This window comes from Alloprevotella sp. OH1205_COT-284 (genome assembly GCF_003859795.1).
In the GTDB taxonomy this organism is placed as follows: Bacteria; Bacteroidota; Bacteroidia; order Bacteroidales; family Bacteroidaceae; genus Alloprevotella.
Map to the genome: position 1 here is coordinate 1 of NZ_RQYI01000028.1, position 22,111 is coordinate 22,111.

At 52.0% G+C, this 22,111-nt stretch carries 14 protein-coding genes; 11 read left to right on the forward strand and 3 right to left on the reverse strand.

Annotated elements, in window-relative coordinates; genetic code table 11:
• Nucleotides 1-1,315: 1,315 nt before the first annotated feature.
• Together EII14_RS07235 and tsaE are read right to left on the reverse strand one after the other, a co-directional pair.
• A complete protein-coding gene (locus EII14_RS07235) occupies nucleotides 1,316-3,397 on the reverse strand; it encodes a family 20 glycosylhydrolase (protein ID WP_233569407.1) in 2,082 nt (693 codons plus the stop codon).
• Between the two features lie 20 nt (nucleotides 3,398-3,417).
• Nucleotides 3,418-3,861: a tRNA (adenosine(37)-N6)-threonylcarbamoyltransferase complex ATPase subunit type 1 TsaE gene (tsaE, locus tag EII14_RS07240; protein WP_124931871.1), complete on the reverse strand. Its 444-nt coding sequence runs from the start codon at nucleotides 3,859-3,861 to the stop codon at nucleotides 3,418-3,420.
• A 344-nt stretch (nucleotides 3,862-4,205) separates the two neighbouring features.
• Here tsaE and rsmH point away from each other — a divergent pair, with 344 nt between their 5' ends.
• The 8 genes from rsmH to EII14_RS07280 all read left to right on the forward strand — a co-directional run bounded on the left by rsmH (nucleotide 4,206) and on the right by EII14_RS07280 (nucleotide 14,539).
• Nucleotides 4,206-5,126: a 16S rRNA (cytosine(1402)-N(4))-methyltransferase RsmH gene (gene rsmH / locus EII14_RS07245; RefSeq protein ID WP_124931872.1), complete on the forward strand. Its 921-nt coding sequence runs from the start codon at nucleotides 4,206-4,208 to the stop codon at nucleotides 5,124-5,126.
• 81 nt (nucleotides 5,127-5,207) lie between these two features.
• Entirely contained in the window at nucleotides 5,208-5,795 is a 588-nt protein-coding gene (locus EII14_RS07250) for an FtsL-like putative cell division protein (protein ID WP_124931873.1), read from the forward strand.
• Nucleotides 5,796-5,898: 103 nt separating this feature from the next.
• The gene (locus tag EII14_RS07255; protein WP_124931874.1) at nucleotides 5,899-8,244 is read left to right on the forward strand and encodes a penicillin-binding transpeptidase domain-containing protein; all 2,346 of its coding nucleotides are present in this window, start codon (nucleotides 5,899-5,901) and stop codon (nucleotides 8,242-8,244) included.
• Nucleotides 8,245-8,266: 22 nt separating this feature from the next.
• Nucleotides 8,267-9,745: a UDP-N-acetylmuramoyl-L-alanyl-D-glutamate--2,6-diaminopimelate ligase gene (locus EII14_RS07260; RefSeq protein WP_124931875.1), complete on the forward strand. Its 1,479-nt coding sequence runs from the start codon at nucleotides 8,267-8,269 to the stop codon at nucleotides 9,743-9,745.
• 118 nt (nucleotides 9,746-9,863) lie between these two features.
• A complete protein-coding gene (locus EII14_RS07265) occupies nucleotides 9,864-11,135 on the forward strand; it encodes a phospho-N-acetylmuramoyl-pentapeptide-transferase (RefSeq protein ID WP_124931876.1) in 1,272 nt (423 codons plus the stop codon).
• Between the two features lie 7 nt (nucleotides 11,136-11,142).
• Nucleotides 11,143-12,543, forward strand: coding sequence for a UDP-N-acetylmuramoyl-L-alanine--D-glutamate ligase (gene murD, locus EII14_RS07270; protein ID WP_124931877.1), 1,401 nt, complete (start codon nucleotides 11,143-11,145; stop codon nucleotides 12,541-12,543).
• 63 nt (nucleotides 12,544-12,606) lie between these two features.
• Nucleotides 12,607-13,842 carry an FtsW/RodA/SpoVE family cell cycle protein gene (locus tag EII14_RS07275; RefSeq protein ID WP_124931878.1) on the forward strand — a complete coding sequence of 412 codons (1,236 nt, stop codon included), beginning with the start codon at nucleotides 12,607-12,609 and terminating at the stop codon, nucleotides 13,840-13,842.
• A 10-nt stretch (nucleotides 13,843-13,852) separates the two neighbouring features.
• Nucleotides 13,853-14,539, forward strand: coding sequence for a peptidylprolyl isomerase (locus EII14_RS07280; protein WP_124931879.1), 687 nt, complete (start codon nucleotides 13,853-13,855; stop codon nucleotides 14,537-14,539).
• 919 nt (nucleotides 14,540-15,458) lie between these two features.
• Here the strand turns inward: EII14_RS07280 and tyrS are convergent.
• Nucleotides 15,459-16,754 carry a tyrosine--tRNA ligase gene (gene tyrS / locus EII14_RS07285; RefSeq protein ID WP_124931880.1) on the reverse strand — a complete coding sequence of 432 codons (1,296 nt, stop codon included), beginning with the start codon at nucleotides 16,752-16,754 and terminating at the stop codon, nucleotides 15,459-15,461.
• 261 nt (nucleotides 16,755-17,015) lie between these two features.
• On the opposite strand from tyrS, the gene gyrB reads away from it, so the two are divergent.
• The 3 genes from gyrB (at nucleotide 17,016) to murC (ending at nucleotide 22,030) form a co-directional block, all read left to right on the forward strand.
• Nucleotides 17,016-19,001, forward strand: a complete 1,986-nt coding sequence (gene gyrB / locus EII14_RS07290; protein WP_124931881.1) for a DNA topoisomerase (ATP-hydrolyzing) subunit B — start codon at nucleotides 17,016-17,018, stop codon at nucleotides 18,999-19,001.
• Nucleotides 19,002-19,497: 496 nt separating this feature from the next.
• Nucleotides 19,498-20,628, forward strand: coding sequence for an undecaprenyldiphospho-muramoylpentapeptide beta-N-acetylglucosaminyltransferase (gene murG / locus EII14_RS07295; protein ID WP_124931882.1), 1,131 nt, complete (start codon nucleotides 19,498-19,500; stop codon nucleotides 20,626-20,628).
• A 25-nt stretch (nucleotides 20,629-20,653) separates the two neighbouring features.
• Nucleotides 20,654-22,030 (forward strand): UDP-N-acetylmuramate--L-alanine ligase, encoded by a 1,377-nt coding sequence (gene murC / locus EII14_RS07300; RefSeq protein ID WP_124931883.1) that lies wholly within the window; start codon nucleotides 20,654-20,656, stop codon nucleotides 22,028-22,030.
• The last annotated feature ends 81 nt before the right edge of the window (nucleotides 22,031-22,111 follow it).

Here is a 22,111-nt window from a genome sequence, read left to right on the forward strand (position 1 = left end):
CCCCGGCCGCGAGGCAAACCCACGGTGTTTTTCATAGATTAGACCCATGAAAAACAAAACTATTTGTTGCACTTCGATTTTGAAAGTACAAGCGGCGGAGATTTCTGGCGTGTTGCACTTCGATTTTGAAAATACAGACCGAGTCGTTTTTCTTCTCTTTTATCGTTGTTCGGTAAAGATTTATAGATGCCCGATAAAGATTTTTGCAAATTGTGTATATGCTCAGGATTATTTTGATGCACGACAAGACCGAGGAGAAACTCACCGAGGAGAACGACGAAGGTGTCTGTCGAAATATGGCAGTCTATGCTTATTGGCAAAGGACACCCATACATGAAAAAGGCCTTTCAGACCATATCGAAAGTATAAGTCTCGAAAGAGGAACAAGTGGGAGGTTGTGGTATTTAGGTCAGAGATAGATTTTTCTACTCGTTACTCCGTTTGCACTACTCCTTGGGTAAGATGCGTTCCAAAGCATTAAAGGATATTGGGAGAAGACTAAGAGGAGGTGAGGCCATTTGGGGTAAAAGAAGCAACTTTCCGCCTATACAGGGAGTTTTTCTTCTTTTTATCTACATTGTCTACACTATACCGGTTAAATCGCAGATATATAACCTGTTGCGAATGTAGACAACACGGAAAATAAACTACATTCGTTGTCATTATCTACACATTGCATCGGAAAGGCGTGCAGATGTGCGCAATCGCCCATGTAGGTAGTGTAGGTTTTTGGAAAAACTGTCTACATTCATTTTTGTCTGTGTTTCATCGACTTACCTTCTTTCCGTGTATGATATCAAGCCACCTACCTACACTCGTATATCACTGAAATTCAACGACGTAAAAGAAAGAATGTATGTTTTTCGACGTTTTGGCAAGATGAGCATTGGGGAAGCCGTGTAGCGAGCCATTTCTCCCCCTAAAAACCACGTTTGATGAGGAATGGTCGAAAAAACATCTTTTTCATGTTGATCGCCGTCACTCTTTGAGTTCAATGAAAACAACCGCAATCAAAGTGCCGGAAGCTCTTTGACTGCGGTTGCTTTTCACAAACAAACGTTGTTGTCGGAGGGTGCGGAGTTTGGTATTCCCTTCGTTTGTTTTTCTCTTTTTTATCATCGTCGTTCCATGCGACCGAAACGCGTTAAAATTCGGTGCTGCCCCGGCGTTCTTTCGGTTCATCTTTCATGGGCATACGGAGAATTGGCCATGCTTCCCACGGGGTAAAAGAAACCGATTTTGGGAACGGAAGCACCACAAGATGCCTACAAGGGGCTTTTCGCGCCGAACGAACGAGAGGCGGGGCAGAGCGGCTTCAATATTGCAATGAAACGGAAATGCCGCGACGCATCATGTCGTTTTGAATGATTTTCAGGCGACGCAGGAAGTCGTCGTAGTTACGCCGGGTGCGCAACGACCAACCGGCTTCCGCCAAGGCCAGACCGCGCGGATAGGCTTGGTAGTAGATGCGCTCGGGCGTGTTGATACACTCGCTCCACAACGTGCCGGCCACTCCATAGAGGTTGTTTTGTTCAAAATCGGCATCGCGCCCCCACGACGGTTCCAAATCATAGGAGGCTTTGAGGGTGGTGACAGGCATGCCCCAATTTACCTCGGGCATATCGCCGCGCTGCATGGGGTAGTCGAGATAGCAATGTTCGCCGGGACAAAGCATGATTTTGGCCTTATTGCGAATGGCGGCATCGATGGCGGCGTTGGTCAGTCCGTGTCGCCAAGCAAAGACGACGCAGCCGGGCTGTATTTCTTTGAAATCCGTTTCATACCAAAACATGGGCGTCTTTCCGAGTTTGTCTCTCAAATGAGCGATGACGCGGTCGAACATGTATTTTTGCAAACGCCAGTTTTCGCTGCCGTCCTCGGTCTTGATGCCGAGGCGTTTTTTGAGCGCGACACACGAGGAGTCGTTCGTCCAGCAATCGAGCGGCGGTATGCCGGCTTCGTCGCCGCCGAGATGCACATAGGGGGCGGGAAAGACCTCTGCAAGTTCGTCGAAGACGTTGAACAGGAATTCATAAGTAAACTCTGAGGCAGGATTGAGCAGTTCGTTCGACACGCCGCAGGTGGTGCGAACGGGCACGCGTTTGGCACCGGGAGTGAGTTGAGGATAGGCGTGAATGGCTGCCACTTCGTGGCCGGGCATCTCGATTTCGGGAATGACCATTACATGATATTTGGCGGCAAAGGCCACCAACTCCTTCATCTCGTCTTGGGTGTAGAAACCGGGACTGCTGTACAGCATATCGTCCATGGACGGACGTGTACTGCTCAATGCCAGCAATCGGGGATATTTCTTGATTTCGATGCGCCAAGCCTGATCGTCCACAAGATGAAGGTGGAGGGCATTCATCTTATAGCGTGCCATTTCGACCACGAATCGCTTCAACTCCTCAAACGGAATGAACGTGCGGCAGGGATCGACCATAAATTCACGGATTTTCGTGCGCGGAGCGTCGGCCACGTAAATCGGTTGCAAACGCCGGGGGTGAGAAACGAGCAGCTGTTCAAACGTCATCAATCCATAGAAAACGCCGGCCGCCGTGCGCCCTTTGATGCACACCCCCCGGCGATCGACATTGAGGGTGTAGGCCTCATCTCCCCGCAGGGTGGTGTCGAGTTCGAGTCGAATTTCGGCACGTCCTTTGAGCAATTCCAATCCTGCACGCTCTTTCAAGATGCGCCGAGCGTGTGCCGCTTCGTTGTGGAGTGCCGGCGCGGCGACGATGCGACCAATGGCGGTCGTCAGGAGAGGCGAGCCCTTTCCGTGCTCCACGACAGCCGGTATCGGTATAATGGCAGCCTCATCGGCGAGCAGTCCGTTGTCAGACAAAGATTCGAGGGAGGAAACGGGAACGCCGTTGAACGCGAATTTTCCGATTTTGCGCGGAGGTGCTCCTTCAAAAACCACTTCGCGCAACAGCGTGCAACCGTTGAAAGCCCCCTCGCCGATTTCTTCGACCGAGGTGGGAATGACGATGCGCTCCAAGCGCCGACAGCCGAAAAAGGCCTGACTGCCGATTTTGGTCACTCCTTGGGGCAGTATCACGCTACGCAAATAGGGACGGGAGTGAAAAGCATTGTCGGGAATGGCCGAACAAACAGCTCGCCGGAGATCGACACGTTCCACTTGAAACGAAAGGTCTCGAAGCTGTCTGAAATCGCTGTTTCCGGTGGTCGTAAGATGCCCCGTGAGGGTGATGCTTTTCAAATAGGGCTTGTCTTCCGGACGAAGATCCTTCATATTGGGCACGACCACTTCCGCGGGAGGGGTGTAGCCCTCTGTCCGGCTCATCGAAAAAGCCGAAGTCAAAGCCCCCCAACAGACAAGGGCGGCAAATAGCATTCTGTTCATAAGCAGATAATATAGTTGAATTTTCATGTCGCAACAACTCGACAACATCATCGATCGGCATTGATCGGCAGGCGAAGCACGCGGCGGCCGTCGGACAATTCTTCGATGTCCACCCGCACGGCGTCTTCGGGCAGAATATCCTCCACCAACTCCGGCCATTCGATGAAACAGGGGTTACCGGAATAGAAATAGTCGTCCGTCCCTATATCAACGGCCTCCGAGAGATTTTTGATGCGGTAGAAGTCAAAATGGTATATCGGACAGTCGAGCACCCCGCTGTGATACTCGTTTACAATGGCAAAAGTGGGCGAATTGACCACATCGTCCACCTCTAAGGCTTCGCAAAGAGCTTTGATGAAAGTGGTCTTTCCGGCTCCCATTTTTCCATAAAAAGCAAACACCCGACGATGAGATGAAGCAAGATTTACCGCCGCCAGAAACTCTTGTGCGGCAACGCCCATCGTCGCTATCGAATTGATATAAATTTCCATGCCGCGAAGATACGAAAAAAACACGGAACCCAACCTTTCTTGCTCATCGAGAGAAATCTTTGTGTTCGTTTTTCATTTCGAAACCGGCAAGGCGCGACAGAAAAGGCAGTTCCGCGAGTCTGCGCAAAACACCCCTCGCCGCCCCATCGAATTTGGCGAAAAAAGCCTCATTCGAGGCCGTTCGTCGGAATGAAAAAGAGGAAGGTTTACAGCACTGAAAATTAAAACAATGCAATGCTTTTTTGAATGTATTTGTAAAGACTTGAAAAAATAATACCGAAAGCAAACGGAAGATGTAAAGTTTTTTTGCTACCTTTGCTGTCACCAAAAAAACGAAGCCGCTCATGCCTACGATTTGTCCCACTTATCACGTGCCGGTGCTCCTTGGCGAAACCGTCGATGCGCTCGACATTATTCCCGACGGAATTTATATCGACGCCACTTTCGGAGGAGGAGGACACAGCAAAGAGATCCTCTCCCGACTCAACGAAGAGGGACATCTGTATGCTTTCGACCAAGACGCCGATGCCGAGAAAAATGTGCCGAAAGACGAGCAACGCCTCACTTTCGTGCGCAGCAATTTCAGATACCTGTCGCGCTGGATGCGCTACTACGGCGAAGAAGAAGGAGTGAACGGCATCATGGCCGATCTCGGCGTGTCGAGCCACCATTTCGATGCGGAAGAGAGAGGTTTTTCTTTTCGCTTCGACGCTCCTCTCGACATGCGCATGAACGGCCGCGGAGGACAAACCGCCGCACAAGTGCTCAACGAATATGCGGAGGAGGAACTGAGTAAAATCTTCAACATCTACGGAGAATTGAAAAACGGCCGAAAAATGGCCAATGCCATTGTAAAAGCAAGAGCTTCAAAACCTTTTGTCGCCATCTCCGACTTGTTGGAAACTATCAAGCCCCTGTTGCCGCGAGAGCGTGAGAAAAAAGATATGGCAAAAGCCTTTCAAGCCTTGCGCATAGAAGTAAATCGGGAAATGGAAGCCCTCGAAGAAATGTTGCACGGAGCACTCCGCGTGCTCAAACCCGGCGGCCGACTGGCCATTCTGACCTATCACAGCCTCGAAGACCGAATGGTCAAAAATTTCATGAAATCGGGAAACATCGAGGGGAAAGCGGAACAAGACTTCTTCGGCAACTTTCTGACCCCCATCCGCCCCATAAGCAACAAGGTCATCGTGCCTTCACCACAAGAACAAGAAAACAATCCCAGAAGTCGGAGCGCAAAGCTCCGCATCGCGAAAAAACTATAACTCCACAGACATCGGAAACAAACCGTTTCCCTCTCCTACGACAGAGTTTCAAGCATTGGGCACTCCATTATTGCGGATCTCATGAAAGAATTAGAGCTTGACATCAATCTTCCACATCCGGAAACTCCCGCCACGAAATCGAATGGCGAGGAGGCTATCGTCGTAGCAGCCGATGCTCCCGACAGCAATGCCGTAGCCCCTCCCCCACGCCGCCCTTCGACATCACAAAATTCTTCGGAACAAACAGACGACGAAGACGAGGCGACAGCAACAAAAAGCATCTTCCAAAAGAACAGTCTGCTGAGGGAGTATCTGAAATATGAAGACTCCCCCTTTTCGCTAAAAATGCTGAAAGAGATTATCGGGGGCATCGGACTGGTCAGCTTCATCCGTCATAATTGGGGGTTTCTTGCGATCCTCGTCAGCCTTATCATCTTCTACATCGCCTTGGGATATGAAACGGATAGGGAAATCGTAGAAAACAACCGACTTACCGAAGAGCTTGAAGACAGGAAATACAAAGCTTTGATCAGAGAAAGCGAGCTGTGTGAACACACGCTGAGGTCAAAAGTGGAAAAGATGCTGAAAGACTCAACACTCCACACACCGACCCAAAGTTCCTATCATCTGCCGGTGGAAGAGGACGACGAATTGTTTTCCGAAAAATAACCGTTCCGCACCGCAGCAATCCGACCGAAACGAAACAAAAACGGACAAATAGGATTGACCAACGCATGGCGTGTCATAAAGATATTGTCGCCGACAAACGAATATGAAAAAAACATCCCCCAATTTTTTGACCGAAAAAATCATGCCGCGCTACGGAATACTGGGCGGCATTTTCGTGGTCGTGTTTATCATCATACTCGCACGAGTCGGATATATCATGATCGGGGAACACGAATATTGGGAAATCGTCAACGACCGCTACGAGAGCAACAGAAAAATCATGCCGGCCAAACGCGGCGACATCCTTGCCGCAGACGGACGAGTATTGGCCACCTCGCTACCGGAATATCTTTTGTTTCTCGACCCGATGAGTTGGGAGCCGGACTCGGCACGCCGCGTCAAAGACCAACACCGCAGAGATTCCATACTCTACAACTGCATCGACAGCATCGTCGATGGCATGAAGGCCGTCATTCCCGAACTCAACACGGAAAAACTGCGAAAAAACCTGCTTGAAGGCAGAAAAGCCCGACGGCACAACATAAAACTCCACTCCCGCCGCGTGAGCTACATACAGCTCACCGAATTAAAAAAACTACCTCTTCTGCGACTCGGACGCAACATTGGCGGTTTTTACCAAGAGGAGTTTCATCGTCGGAAACGACCTTTCGGAGATTTGGCCAATCGCACCATCGGGAAATTTCACCCCAGCAAAGACATGGCATTCAGCGGTTTGGAATTGGCATACGATTCCATACTGACAGGCCGACCCGGCGTGTATCATCGCGAAAGAGTGGGCGGTCTTCCCGTACAGATCATCGACACACTGCCGGAAGACGGTTGCGACCTCGTGACCACACTCGACGTGGAAACACAAGACATTGTGGAGAATGTGTTGAGAGATCATCTCCGCAAACTGGACGCCCTCGCCGGAATGTGCATCCTCATGGAAGTGAAAAGCGGCGACATCAAAGCCATATCCTCCATCAGCCGACTGAAAAATCGGAAATACGCCGAAATCGAACCGCGCGCCGTGACCAACCTCATGGAACCGGGTTCGGTGGTCAAGCCCATGTCTTTCATGGTGGCCATGGACGACGGAAAGATCACCATGAAGACCACCTTCGACACCGGATCCGGGGTGAGAGAGATGTATGGCCGAAAAATGCGCGACGCCAACTGGCGAAAGGGAGGCGACGGTATGCTGTCCGTGCCCGAAATGATCAAAAAATCTTCAAATGTCGGAGTCAGTGCGTTGATCGACAGAGCCTATGCCTCAAACCCCGACCGATTTGTGGAAGGGCTTTATCGCATCGGGATCGCCGAAGATCTCCACATCCCCATTCCGGGATACAAAAAGCCGCGCATACGATTTCGCAGGGAAGACCCCTCGCGCTGGTATCGCACCACCCTGCCATGGATGAGCGTGGGCTATGAAACTCAAATTCCGCCGATCTCGACACTGACATTTTATAATGGTGTAGCCAACGGCGGAAAGCTCGTCTGTCCGCGTTTCGTCAGTGCCATTCGACGAGGAGACGAAGTGGTCGAGGAGTTTCCCACAAAAGTACTCCGCGAACAAATGTGCAAACCCGAAGTGTTGCGCAACATACAAATCTGCCTCGAAGGCGTCGTGGGAAAAAACACCGGAACGGGAGCAGCGGCCTATTCCAAATATTTCAGCATCGCCGGGAAGACGGGAACGGCACAAATATGGGAAAGGGGCAGACTGACCTCTCGCTATTTGGTGAGCTTCGCCGGTTACTTTCCCGCCAACAAACCGCGCTATTCGATGATCGTCTGTATCGAAAAAGAATATCCGGCTTACGGCGGCGGACATTGCGGACCGATTTTCAAAAAAGTCGCAGAAGCCGTCATTGCACGGCAACTCAACACCAACTATGCCGCCGCGATCGACAGCACGGACAGAAAAAAAGACCTTCCCCACATACATCCGGGAAACCTGTCGGCATTGCATCGCGTATTGGATGCGTTGGAGCTGTCGCCCTCGACAAGGCATGACGACCGTGCGAATATGGCATGGGGCTATAATGCCGGTGGAAAATCTCACATCTCCCTGACCCCCGAACGCCCCATTGTCGGCGTACCGTCTGTTTTGGGATATGGTTTGCGCGATGCGGTGTATCGTTTGGAACGCTTGGGATTAAAAGTGAAAGCCCAAGGCATGGGGCGCGTGGTGCAGCAAAGCGTAAGTCCCGGCACTCCGCTGAGAAAAAAAATGACCATAAAGCTGACCTTGTCGCCGGAAGACAAACCGGAGAAGCCGGCCGATTCGTCCGTTCCGCCCACGCCTCACATCGACTCCGCACAAAAAGACACGACTCGAAAGTCGGAAAAAACGCCCTCATCTTCTTTTCAAAAAACAACACCTCTTTCCACCGAAACTCAACGTGTCCATACGGAGAAATCATCCGATAAAAAGCCCTAAACCTTGTAAACAATCTATTCGTATGCGTTTGCAAAACCTCCTCCAATCACTCGTACCCGTAGAAGTTCGGGGAAGTTTGGAAATTCTCATCAAAGGCGTAAACATGGATTCCCGCCTTGTCGAAGCCGAACACCTGTTTGTTGCCGTGAAAGGCACTCAAACCGACGGACATGCCTACATCGGCAAAGCCATAGAAAATGGTGCAACGGCCGTTTTTCTGTCCGAACCAATTCCTTCCGACACGCCCGAAAACGTGACCTTCGTCAGACTTGAAAACACGGAAGAAGCCTTGGGAGTGGCAGCCACAACCTTTTACGGAAACCCGTCGAGCAAACTGAAACTTGTGGGCGTCACGGGGACGAACGGCAAAACCACCATTGCCACTGTGCTCTATGGACTTTTTCACGGTTTGGGGCACAAAGTCGGTTTGCTCTCCACCGTGTGCAATTACATCGACAGTCGCATCGTTGAAGCCACCCACACCACTCCCGACCCTGTCAGTCTGAACGCTCTATTGGCCCAAATGGTCGAAGCCGGATGCGAATATGCCTTCATGGAATGCTCATCTCATGCCATTCAACAACGCCGCATCGCCGGATTGTCGTTTGCCGGAGGAGTCTTCACCAATCTCACACGCGACCACCTCGATTATCACGGAACATTTGAAAACTATAGAGATGCCAAAAAGCTGTTTTTTGACCATTTGGAAAAATCAGCTTTTGCCATTACCAATGCCGATGATCGCAACGGAAAAATCATGGTGCAAAATTGTGCAGCGTCCGTCAAGACCTATTCCACAAGAAGCATGGCCGATTTTCGGGGACGCATCATCGAAGAGAGCATCGAAGGAATGCTTCTCGATATGGATGGGCGAGAGGTCAGCGTGCCATTTGTGGGACGTTTCAACGTAAGCAACCTATTGGGTGTTTACGGAGCGGCCGTTTGTTTGGGAGAAAATCCCGATGAGATATTGCGCGTACTTTCCACATTGCGTCCCGTCAATGGCCGTTTCGAAACCATCCGCTCTCCCAAAGGTGTGAGTGCCGTCATCGACTACGCCCACACCCCCGATGCTTTGGAAAATGTATTGACAGCCATTGAGGAAGTGCTCAACGGACGAGGGCGCATCATCACCGTTTGTGGCGCAGGAGGCAATCGCGACAAAGGGAAACGCCCTCTCATGGCTCGCGAAGCGGCAAAACGCTCCGATCGCGTCATCATCACCAGCGACAACCCCCGTTTTGAAGAGCCGCAAGCCATTATCGACGACATGCTCGCAGGGCTTGACGAACACCAACGCCCTCACGTACTTGCCATCGCCGATCGTCGTGAAGCCATTCGCTGTGCAGCCATAATGGCCGAACCGGGAGACGTCATTCTCGTTGCCGGAAAAGGACACGAACCTTATCAGGAAATCAAAGGAGTGAAACATCATTTCGATGACCACGAGGAAATACGTGCCGCTTTCGGTCTTCCTCAGTCCGACAGCTCTCATTCTTAACAAGAAAGGCTGTCATTTCCGGCTTTTCCATTCATCAATTCATCGCTTTTTCTGTTTGTGAAGTGCTCTTCGTACATTCGTAGGGCGACAACAGTTTTTTTCAACCTCTTTATTCATCATGCTCTATTATCTCTTTCGTGCTCTCGAACAATTCGGCATCCCCGGTTCGGCCATGTGGAGCTACATCTCTTTCCGTTCTCTGCTTGCGCTGATGATGGGTTTGGTCATTTCCATGTGGTTCGGAGAATATTTCATCAAATGGATGAAACGGCGAAACATCGGCGAAACCGCACGCGACATTGCCATTGATCCTTTCGGCATCGAAAAGAAAGGCGTTCCCTCCATGGGCGGCATCATCATCATTGTCGCTATACTGGTGCCGAGTATTTTGCTGGGTCGTTTGAGAAACATTTATATGATTTTGATGATCGTCACGACGGTGTGGTTTGCGCTCATCGGCTTTTTGGACGACTACATCAAAATTTTCAAGAAAAACAAAGAAGGACTGGCCGGAAAATGGAAGATTTTGGGGCAGGTCATTATGGGGTTGATCGTAGGGCTGACACTCTATTTCAGTCCCGATGCCGTCATTCGCGAAAATGTGGAACGGGCACGTGTCGGCGACAACATCGAAATCGTTCACAAAAGCGAAGCCGTCAAAAGCACCAAGACCACCATTCCGTTTTTCAAAAACAACAACTTGGACTATGCCGATCTTGTCGGCTTCATGGGCAAGCACAAACAAACCGCAGGTTGGGTGGTGTTTGTGCTAATGGTCATCATCGTCACCACGGCCGTTTCCAACGGCGCCAATCTCAACGACGGCATGGACGGCATGGCGGCAGGCAACAGTGCTTTTATTTGTGTGGCGTTGGGCATTTTGGCCTATGTGTCGAGCCACATCGAATATGCCTCCTATCTCAACATCATGTTCGTGCCCGGTTCTCAGGAACTGGTGATTTTCATCTGTGCCATGATTGGTGCACTGATCGGCTTCCTTTGGTATAACGCCTATCCCGCCCAAGTTTTTATGGGCGACACCGGCTCTCTGGCCATCGGCGGCATCATCGGCGTGCTGGCCATCATCATTCACAAAGAACTGCTGATTCCCATTCTCTGCGGCATTTTCCTTTTTGAAAGCGTGAGTGTGATCATTCAGACACAGGTTTTCAAGTTCTACAAGCGAAAAGGTCGCCGCATCCGTGTCTTCAAGAGCACCCCCATTCACGATGCCTTCCGACGCCTCGACAGTCAGCTCGACCCGACGTCCGAATATCTCATTCGCCGCTGGCCGCGTCATCCGCTCCACGAGTCCAAAATCACCATTCGTTTTTGGATCACGACCATTTTGTTGGCCGCATTCACTATCATCACCCTCAAAATCAGATAATCACCCCATGAAACTCGTTGTTCTCGGCGCAGCTGAAAGCGGCGTCGGTGCTGCCATATTAGCCGGCCGAAAAGGCTATGATGTTTTTGTTTCCGACATGGGAACGATACTCCCCCACTACAAAGCCATGCTCGACGCAGAAGGGTTGGCTTGGGAAGAGGGGAAACACAGCGAGGAGCAAATTTTGGATGCCGATGAAATAGTGAAAAGCCCCGGCATTCCCGACGATGCCCCTCTCGTTTCCAAACTACGCACGAAGGGCACCCCCATACTTTCCGACATCGAATTTGCCGCCCGATACACCTCCTCCCGCATGCTCTGCATCACGGGCTCGAACGGCAAGACAACCGTCACCTCACTGATTTACTACATTCTGAAAACCGCCGGTTTCAACGTCGCCCTTGCCGGAAATATCGGCCGGTCTTTTGCGCTTCAAGTGGCCGAAGCCGAACAAAACGGCATGCCCGACTGGTTCGTGTTGGAATTGTCGTCTTTTCAGCTCGACAACATGTACGACTTTCGAGCCGACATTGCCGTCTTGCTCAACATCACCCCCGATCATCTCGATCGCTACGGCTTTGTCATGCAAAACTACGTTGATTCGAAAATGCGGATTTTGCGCAATCAGCGGGCAGACGACGTCTTCATTTATTGGAAGGAAGACGAATACATCTCTCGCGAACTCGAACGCCTCTCCCCGCTTTCACAGCTCTGCCCCTTCACCGATGCGCCGACCGCAGGAGCATGTGCATACGGAGAGGGAGAAGCGGGAGCGGACAGCTACGGGTTTGCCGCCGGAGCGATGCTCAGCGTCAAGACACCGCGCGAGTTTTCGATGCCCTTGTCCGAACTGTCGCTTCCCGGCCGACACAATCTGCGCAACTGCCTTGCCGCAGCCATGGCCACTCTTTCCGCCGGCGTAGACGCCTCCGTCCTGCGTCAATGTCTGAGCGACTTTCCCGGTGTGGAGCATCGACTCGAAAAAGTAGGCACACATTGCGGCGTACACTACATCAACGACTCCAAAGCCACCAATGTCGATGCCTGTTTCGTTGCGCTCGAAGCACAAACCACCCCCGTCGTGCTCATCATCGGCGGAAAAGACAAAGGCAACGACTACTCGGTGCTTCACGATCTGATACGTCGCAAATGTCGAGCATTGGTCTATCTCGGTGCCGACAACTCCAAACTTCACGAAGCATTCGACCGGCTCACCGCCAAGTCCGGCATATTCACGGCCGACACCCATTCCATGGCCGACTGCGTGGCAGCCTGCAAGCACTTGGCACAACCGGGCGACACGGTGTTGCTTTCTCCTTGTTGTGCGTCGTTCGATTTGTTTAAGAACATGGAAGATCGCGGCGAGCAATTCAAGCACCTCGTACATCTCCTTTCCGACTGTTTCTGACGGCTTCGGGTCATCAACAGCCATTTGCTACTCTCGTTGTTTCCTCATTATTTTTTCACACGTATGAAGTCTCGCGTTTTTCATGGCGACCTCGTCGTCTGGGCTATTTTTCTGTTCTTGATCGCCATTTCATTGATCGAGGTATTCAGTGCCGGCAGCTATTTGGCTCAAAAGGAGGGCAACTTTTGGTCTCCCTTTTTTCGTCATTTCATTTATTTGGTGATCGCCGGAATAGCCGCCTATGTCATCCACAACATACCGTGCCGTTTTTTCAAGCTGATCCCCATTTTCTTTCTCCCCATTTCCTTGCTGCTGTTGTTCTATGTGTTGTTTGCCGGGGCTAATCTGAACAGTGGCGCACGCTGGATTTCGATTTTCGGCATCACGTTTCAACCCTCCGAAATAGGAAAAGGAACACTCGTGACAACCGTGGCACTGATATTGTCACAGAAACAACGCGAAGGCGGTACCGACAAGAATGCCATCAAAATCATTCTGACTATGACCATTCTGATATGCGGTCTGATTGTTTCACAAAATTTTTCAACTGCCGCCCTGCTCTTTCTCATCGTCTATTTCATGATGTTTATCGGTCGGGTGCCGCTCAAACAAATGGGTATCCTGACGGCCATCATTTTGGGCTTCGGCATCTTCGCCGTCACCCTGCTCAAAATCCTCCCCTCCGACCCCAAGCATTCTTTCTACGACAGCCGAATGACACAGCGCATTCCCACGTGGCGTTCCCGTATATTCGACGATAGTTTTATCAAAACTCCCAACCCCAAAGATTTCGTCATCAACGACAAAAACCGCCAAGTCGTCAATGCGCGAATAGCCTTGGCGCGTTCCAACGGGCTGGGTGTCGGCCCCGGCCGTTCGTTGCAGCGCAATCGGCTCACCCATGCCTATTCCGACTTCATTTTTGCCATTATCGGCGAAGAACTCGGTTTTGGCGGTGTGTTGTTCGTCGTGGTGCTCTACCTTGTCTTATTCTTGCGAACAGGGCGCATCGCAAGCCGATGTAGCAACAACTTCCCCGCATTCCTCGTCATGGGCTTGGGCATCATGCTCGTTTCTCAGGCCGTGCTCAACATGCTCGTGACGGTGGGCATAGGCCCCGTCACCGGACAAACCCTTCCCCTCATTTCAAAAGGAGGAACATCCACCGTCATTACGGGCATCTATTTCGGCATGATTCTTTCTATCAGTCGTTCGGCGCGCCGCAAAGACAAGACACCCCTCCGTTTCTTGGCCAACGAAACCAACCAACAAGCCACCTTGGCCTTCACAAAAAGTTAAATTCACACCCATGTTTCGCGCTTTCCTCACCCTGCTTCTTGCTTTGTGCTTCCTCCCCAACGCCATGACCGCCCGGCGCGACGATCGCGTCCGCATAGAATTTGTCACGACGGCCGGCACGTTCACGGTGGCTTTGTTCAAAGAAACACCCGTTCACGCGGCCAATTTCGAGAAACTTGTGCGCGAGGGTTTCTACACCGACATTTTGTTTCATCGCGTCATTCGCAACTTCATGATCCAAGCCGGCGACCCTGCTTCCAAAACGGCCACCGCCGAACAGGTCTTGGGCGAAGGCGAATTGCCCTACACCCTCCCCCTCGAACTCGCCCTGCCCTACATCTACCATTATCGCGGCGCATTGGCCGCCGCACGCGAACCGGACGACGTCAATCCCGAACGGCGCAGCAGCTCGACGCAGTTCTACATCGTTTGGGGAAAGACCTACACGCCCCAACAACTGGCCGGCATCATGCCGCGCGTAGATGCCGCCACCGGCATGGAGGGCACAATCACCCCCGACATGGCCCCCGACTACATGCACCGGGGAGGCACTCCGCATCTCGACGGGCAATACACCGTATTCGGCGAAATCGTTTCGGGGCTGAAAGTCATCGGGAAGATACAAAAAGCGGAAACCGACGACAACGATCGGCCGCTCCAAGACATACGCATCCTCTCGGCCAAAGTGTTGGAATGATGTCGGCCTTGCCGATGTTTCGGGCAACACTCCCTCCCCATCGGTCGCTTCGCGGTGCGGCTTCCGCGGCATTCGCATCCGCCTTCTGCCACACCTCCGATGAAACCGCCCTTTTTGTCGTTTTTCCACCCCGTAATTTTGTTTTTTGCCGTTTTGCCTTCGCAAAAACGACTACGCGACTGATTTTCAGCGCATTTCATGCGAAGGCAAGTGAAGGCAACCTTCCGAGAGAATTTGTAATCGTCTGAAAATCAAAAATTCTCGGTGAAGGCAAAATACTCGTTTGCTTTCACTTGCTTCCGCCACGGCGGTGCGTAAAGTGGGCTGTTTCGAGGGGGTGAAAGCAAAATTCCGCGCCAACAAACTGTATTACAAGGAATTGAGAAAGGAAATTTTATGTTGCCTTCACTTGCCTTCGCACGAAACAAACTGATATTCAACACCTTGATCTATTTTGCGAAGGCAGTGAAAGCAAAAACAAACGACATGGAGTGCGCGCGTGCGCGCGAGGGAGTTCCGTTTTTTCCGCTCCGTCGGCAGATAGATATTTCTGCCTTGGAGGTAGAAATGCCTACCTCAGAGGTAGTTTTTCGCACCTCTCGGAGAGTTGCGCTGCCCTTTGCTCCATGCTCGACAGCTATGGAAAAAGACAAGAGGAATGGCCGGCAAAAATTTTTGTCCGCAAATTCGGGGCAATAACGCCGGCTTTGGGGAGAAACAGGGTTTATCTCCTCCGAATGACAGCACACAAAAAACGACACGGACATGTAGAAAATCCTCTACACGTCCGTGTCGTTTTCGTTATATCTGAGAACGATATAAGCATTTACGCCAAAATCCCTATATCGCCTCAGACCTTCAACGTCGAGATTTGTGAAAATAGTCTGTCGTTCTCGTTTTCAAAATCGGTGTCGCGTCCTTATTGCACGATGATGAGGTAGTAGTTTTTCTTGCCCTTTTGAGCGAGCAGATATTTTCCTCCGAGCAAATCAGCCTCCGTGATGACCCGGTCGAAAGCTGCGAGCTTCTCTTTGTTCAAACTCACGCCGCCGCCTTGGGTCATCTTGCGCATTTCTCCTTTGGAGGGGAAGCATTTGGTGGTTTCGGCCAACAGATCCGCCGCTTTGGCGCCGACGACCTGATCGCGCGCCACTTCAAACTTCTCCACACCGTCGAACACGGCCAACAATGTCGATTCGTCCAAGCGGAGAAGGCTCTCTTTGGTGGCTTTTCCAAACAGAATGTTGGTGGCTTCGATCGCCATTTCGTAGTCGGCCTCGCCGTGTACCATGATTGTCACCTCTTTGCCCAATCGTTTTTGGAGCAAACGCTGTCCGGGGTCTTGACGATGCTCTTCGATGAGTGTGTCGATTTCCTCTTTGGACAAACCGGTGAAAATCTTGATGTAACGTTCGGCTTCGTCGTCGGCCACGTTGAGCCAAAACTGATAGAAGGTGTAGGGTGTGGTGCGGTTGCGATCGAGCCAGATGTTGCCCTGTTCGGTCTTTCCGAACTTTCTGCCGTCCGACTTCGTGATCAACGGACAGGTCAGTGCATAGGTTTCGTTCTCCGATCCGAGTTTGCGACGAATCAGTTCGGTGCCGGTCGTAATGTTGCCCCACTGATCCGACCCCCCCATTTGCAGTTTGCAGTTTTTGGTCTGATAAAGGTGCAGGAAGTCGTAGCCTTGCAGCAGTTGATAGGTAAACTCCGTGAACGACATGCCTTCGGAATACTCTCCGTTCAGTCTTCGTTTGACACTGTCTTTGGCCATCATGTAGTTGACGGTGATACACTTTCCGATTTCCCTTGCAAAGTCGAGAAAAGAGAAGTTTTTCATCCAGTCGTAGTTATTGACCAATTCGGCCGCATTGGAGGCCTCGCCGTCGAAATCGAGAAATCGGGCAAGTTGCTCTTTGATGCAGGCCACGTTGTGGCGGAGCGTTTCTTCGTTGAGCAAATTTCGTTCGGCACTTTTCCCCGAAGGGTCTCCGATCATTCCGGTGGCTCCTCCGATGAGGGCAAGCGGTTTGTGTCCGGCTTGTTGGAGATGTCTGAGCATCATCACTCCGCAAAGGTGTCCGATGTGGAGCGAGTCGGCAGTGGGGTCAATGCCCACATAGGCCGTCACTTGTTCTTTTTCAAACAGTTCATCCGTTCCGGGCGTCATCTGATGCAGCATTCCGCGCCATTTGAGTTCTTCTACAAAATTCATGCTATGATTGTTGTGTAATTGTCGTTGGTGTCGGGCGGTGTTTCCCCCTCTTCGGAGAAACAAAGTCCCTCCTCGGTACGCCGACAAAAGTACGATTTTTTTTTGAGTTCTTCTTTGTCGCAGGAGAATTAAGAGAATTTATTTCGCTTTGCCCGCGCGTTATGCGCGACAGAGTGGCCAATGCGCGGTTTTGTTTCCAAAAATTGGCCATATCGCCAAAAAGCATTAACTTTGCTCCGTTATACTTACACCCATTAAGAAATGGAAGAAATACAAAAACCCACGGCAGGCTATTCCGCATCAAACATTCAAGTGCTCGAAGGCCTTGAAGCGGTGCGCAAACGCCCTGCCATGTATATCGGCGACATCAGCGAGAAGGGGCTTCACCACCTTGTCTACGAAACCGTCGACAACTCCATCGACGAAGCCCTTGCCGGCTACTGCACACAGATCGAAGTCACCATTTGCGAAGACAACTCCATCGTCGTTCAAGACAACGGCCGCGGCATTCCCGTGGACATCCACGAGAAAGAGGGCGTGAGTGCCCTGCAAGTCGTGATGACCGTGCTACACGCCGGCGGTAAGTTCGACAAAGGTTCCTACAAGGTTTCCGGAGGACTGCACGGGGTGGGCGTATCGTGCGTAAACGCCCTTTCGAGTCGCATGAAGTCGCAAGTCTTTCGCGACGGCAAAATCTATCAACAGGAATACGAAACCGGTAAGCCGGTGTATGCGGTGAAAATCATCGGAGAAACCGATCGGCGGGGAACACGCCAACAGTTTTGGTCGGATCCGGAAATCTTCACCACCACCGAATACAAATACGACATCTTGGCCAACCGCATGCGCGAATTGGCTTTCCTCAACGCCGGACTGACCATTCGCCTCATTGATGAACGCGAGCTTGACGACAACGGCAATCCGCGCGCCGAAACTTTCTACTCGGAGCAAGGTTTGCAGGAGTTTGTGCGCTATCAAGACTCCACGCGCACACCCCTCATACCCGACGTGATCTACATCAACACGGAAAAAGAGGGCATCCCCGTCGAAGTCGCCATCGTCTACAACACGAGTTACAGCGAAAACCTCCACTCCTACGTAAACAACATCAACACCATCGAAGGAGGCACGCACTTGGCAGGATTTCGTGCCGCCGTGACGCGAGTATTGAAGAAATATGCCGAAGAAACGGCACAAAAACAAATCGAAAAGGCCAAAATCGAAATCACCGGCGAAGACTTCCGCGAAGGACTCACCGCCGTGATCAGCGTGAAAGTGGCCGAACCGCAGTTTGAGGGACAAACCAAGACCAAACTGGGCAACAGCGAAGTCATGGGTGCGGTCAATCAAGCCGTGGGAGAAGCCCTCACCTACTACTTGGAAGAACATCCCAAGGAGGCCAAGGTCATCGTAGACAAGGTCATTCTGGCCGCCACCGCACGCGTTGCCGCACGCAAAGCACGCGAGACCGTTCAACGCAAAAACCCGATGAGCGGCGGCGGACTGCCCGGAAAATTGGCCGACTGTTCAAGCAAAGTGCCCGAAGAGTGCGAACTCTTCCTCGTCGAGGGTGACTCCGCAGGCGGATCGGCCAAACAAGGACGCAGCCGCGCCACACAAGCCATTCTGCCGCTGCGCGGTAAGATTTTGAACGTCGAAAAAGCCATGTGGCACAAAGCCTTCGAGAGCGATGAAGTAAACAACATCATTCAAGCCCTCGGCATCCGATTCGGCGTGCAAAAAGCAGGCGAATCCGGAGAGGTGGACTCCAAAGAAGCCAACATCGAAAAACTGCGTTACCACAAGATCGTGATCATGGCCGACGCCGACGTCGACGGACAACACATCGCCACGCTCATCATGACGCTCTTTTACAGATATTTCCCACAAGTCATTCGCGAAAACCACCTCTACATCGCCATGCCGCCGCTCTATCGCTGCAAAAAGGGAAAAGTGGAGGAATACTGTTACAACGACCGCGAAAAAGACGAGTTCATCAACAAATACGGAGATCCCAGCAAGGGCGAAAACTCCATTACGCTACAACGCTACAAGGGTCTTGGTGAGATGAACCCCACGCAGCTGTGGGAAACCACCATGAATCCCGAAACGCGCATGCTCAAACTCGTCACTATCGAAAACGCCGCCGAAGCCGACCACATCTTCTCCATGCTCATGGGCGACGATGTGGAACCGCGCCGCGACTTCATCGAGCGCAACGCAAAATACGCCAAAATCGACGCATGATGCAACCGTAAGTCCGCCAAGACGCAGCGAGATATGTTCTTTCGCCCTATTGAACTCGCGTTTTGCACAGACCCTCATGCCTCGTCATCGTTTCAGCCTCCCTTGTCGTCACCACGCCGACGAGGGAGGCTTTCGCTTCCGAGGCGAAGCATTGTACACAGATCCAAAGCGTCAAGCCGACCGCCGCGAACACTCCCCGTCGAACAGGTGCACCCTGTCGGAAAAAACAAGGCTTTTTCTCAAACCGACAGATAACGCTTCGGGCATGCCGGCCGATTTATTTTCCGCGCCGTCGCAACCGCGAAACAGACCATCGTTCACCCCCTTTCCAACCAAGACGACCGTCGATTTCCGAAAGAACCGCCGACGCGGGACAAATTCTCGAAAATGTTTACTATTTTTTATTCGTAAATCCTCCTCTTCTCAAAAATAATTCGTTACTTTTGCTCAAATTACCATTATAGGCCACCGACGTGTGTCCGAAAGGATCGCAAACATGAACGAACTCAGAGTCATCATCAGCGGTGGCGGAACGGGAGGACACATTTTTCCCGCCATTGCCATTGCCAACGAAATACGTAGAAAATGCCCCGAAGCACAAATCTTGTTTGTCGGCGCAGAAGGACGCATGGAAATGCACCGCGTCCCTGCCGCAGGCTATGAAATCGAAGGATTGCCCATCGAAGGCTTCGACCGCAAACGCTTGTGGCGCAACTTCGCCGTGCTGCTCAAAATCCGAAAAGCCAAACAAAAGGCCAAAGGCATCGTAAAGAGATTTCGGCCGCAAGTGGCGGTAGGCGTTGGAGGATATGCCAGCGGCCCCACCCTCAGCGTGTGTGGCGACATGGGAATACCCACCCTTTTACAGGAGCAAAACTCCTTTGCCGGTGTGACCAACCGCATTCTCGCACGCCGCGCCCACCGCATCTGTGTGGCCTACGAGGGCATGGAGCGTTTCTTCCCGAAAGATCGCATCCTCTTCACCGGCAACCCGATCCGACAAGATCTGAACAACCACAACCTTTCATCCAAAGAAGCACGCGAAAAACTCGGCCTTGCCCCCGACAAAGACACTATCCTTATCATCGGCGGCAGTTTGGGAGCGCGCACGCTCAACGAAAGTTTGCTGAAACACCTCTCAGCCATAGCAAAGGAGCAAGAAGTTCAGCTCTTGTGGCAAACGGGAAGCTACTACAAAACCGAAATCAACGAACGCTTGGCCTCCGAGGGTTGTCCGAACAATCTGCAAGTGACCGAGTTCATTGCCGACATGGCCACGGCCTTTGCCGCCGCCGACCTCGTGGTGAGCAGGGCGGGAGCTTCCAGCATCAGCGAATTGTGCCTGTTGGGGAAACCCTCCGTTTTGGTGCCTTCGCCCAATGTTTCCGAAGACCACCAAACACACAATGCCATGTCGTTGGTCAAAAAAGACGCCGCCCTATTGGTAAGGGATGCAGACGCCGTCGAAACACTCATCCCGACAGCTATCGCCCTCGTGAAAGACAAACAACGACTTGCACGACTGTCGGAACAGGTGGTGCGATTGGCACGCCCGAATGCCGCCTCCGACATTGCCGATGAGGTCATTCGCCTTGCCGAAGCCCATGTCGCAACATCACGAGTTTGATCCCACCCACACAACACGATTGTTTATGCAATTCAAATCCGTATATTTTCTCGGTGCCGGAGGTATCGGCATGAGCGCATTAGAACGCTATTTCCTCCGACAAGGCCTCTTCGTGGCCGGCTACGACCGCACGCCATCGGCACTCACCGATGCCCTCGTCCAAGAGGGAGTACAGATCCATTTTGAAGACGACCCCGCGCTCATTCCCGATGAGTGCAAAGACCCCGAAACGACACTCGTGGTCTACACACCGGCCATTCCCTCCGAACACCGCGAAATGGCATGGTTGCGCAATGGCGGCTTCCGCATAGAGAAACGCGCACAAGTCCTCGGCACACTCACACAGACTCTACAAGGACTCTGCGTGGCCGGCACACACGGCAAAACGTCGACGTCGGCCATGACGGCACATCTTTTGGATCAAAGCGCAGTGGGCTGCAATGCTTTTTTGGGAGGCATCGCCAAAAACCACGGCACGAACTACTTACTCTCACCCGACAGCCGGTATGTGGTGATCGAAGCCGACGAGTTCGACCGCTCTTTCCACCACCTGCGCCCCTTTGCCACAGTGATCACATCGGCCGACCCCGACCACCTCGACATCTATGGCACGGAAGAGGCTTATCTGGAAAGTTTCTCGCACTACACCTCGCTCATCAGTCCCGGCGGAGCACTCGTCGTGCATCGGGGACTTCGATTTGAGGAACGTCTGCAAGACGGCGTGCGACGCTATGAGTATGGACGGCACGAGGGCGATTTCCATGCCGAAAACATTCGCATCGGCGGAGGGCGCATTCTGTTCGACCTCGTTTCGCCGATCGAAAATATCACCGACATCGAACCGGGAGTGCCGGTGAGCATCAACATCGACAACGGCATCGCAGCCTGCGCCTTGGCGCAGCTCGCCGGAGTTTCGGCCGACGAAATACGCCACGCCATGAAGACCTATCAAGGAGTGGAACGGCGTTTCGATTTCAAAATCAAAAATGATCGGTGCGTGTTTTTGAGCGACTACGCTCATCACCCGGCCGAAATACGACAAAGCGTGCTGTCGCTCCGAGAGGTATTTGACGGACGAAAGATTTCGGCCGTGTTTCAGCCTCATCTCTACTCGCGCACACGGGATTTTCACGAAGATTTCGCCGAAGCACTCTCGCTGCTCGACGAAGTGATCTTGCTCGACATTTATCCGGCACGAGAGCTCCCCATTGAGGGCGTAAGCTCACAAATGATCTTCGACCGTCTTCGCCCCGACATGCAAAAACGCATGGCACACAAGGAAGATTTGCCGCGCATCGTGGCCGAAGAAGATTTCGACGTGCTGGTGGTGCTCGGAGCAGGAGATGTGGACAACTATTGCGGACACCTCACCGAAATTCTCCTTTCCAAATCGGCATCCTGAGATACCGCCGCGACCGATCCGCCTCATCGGTAAAAAACGGCTTCCCCTTCACTCTCCAACACCTTACCAACACTCTCCGCC

Excerpts from the sequence above, each read along its gene's own strand:
- tsaE (WP_124931871.1), bottom strand. The coding sequence starts at position 3,861 with ATGGAAATTTATATCAATTCGATAGCGACGATGGGCGTTGCCGCACAA.
- rsmH (WP_124931872.1), top strand. The coding sequence starts at position 4,206 with ATGCCTACGATTTGTCCCACTTATCACGTGCCGGTGCTCCTTGGCGAA.
- EII14_RS07235 (WP_233569407.1), bottom strand. The coding sequence starts at position 3,397 with ATGAAAATTCAACTATATTATCTGCTTATGAACAGAATGCTATTTGCC.
- murD (WP_124931877.1), top strand. The coding sequence starts at position 11,143 with ATGAAACTCGTTGTTCTCGGCGCAGCTGAAAGCGGCGTCGGTGCTGCC.
- EII14_RS07280 (WP_124931879.1), top strand. The coding sequence starts at position 13,853 with ATGTTTCGCGCTTTCCTCACCCTGCTTCTTGCTTTGTGCTTCCTCCCC.
- EII14_RS07255 (WP_124931874.1), top strand. The coding sequence starts at position 5,899 with ATGAAAAAAACATCCCCCAATTTTTTGACCGAAAAAATCATGCCGCGC.
- murG (WP_124931882.1), top strand. The coding sequence starts at position 19,498 with ATGAACGAACTCAGAGTCATCATCAGCGGTGGCGGAACGGGAGGACAC.
- EII14_RS07250 (WP_124931873.1), top strand. The coding sequence starts at position 5,208 with ATGAAAGAATTAGAGCTTGACATCAATCTTCCACATCCGGAAACTCCC.
- gyrB (WP_124931881.1), top strand. The coding sequence starts at position 17,016 with ATGGAAGAAATACAAAAACCCACGGCAGGCTATTCCGCATCAAACATT.
- EII14_RS07275 (WP_124931878.1), top strand. The coding sequence starts at position 12,607 with ATGAAGTCTCGCGTTTTTCATGGCGACCTCGTCGTCTGGGCTATTTTT.
- murC (WP_124931883.1), top strand. The coding sequence starts at position 20,654 with ATGCAATTCAAATCCGTATATTTTCTCGGTGCCGGAGGTATCGGCATG.
- EII14_RS07260 (WP_124931875.1), top strand. The coding sequence starts at position 8,267 with ATGCGTTTGCAAAACCTCCTCCAATCACTCGTACCCGTAGAAGTTCGG.
- tyrS (WP_124931880.1), bottom strand. The coding sequence starts at position 16,754 with ATGAATTTTGTAGAAGAACTCAAATGGCGCGGAATGCTGCATCAGATG.
- EII14_RS07265 (WP_124931876.1), top strand. The coding sequence starts at position 9,864 with ATGCTCTATTATCTCTTTCGTGCTCTCGAACAATTCGGCATCCCCGGT.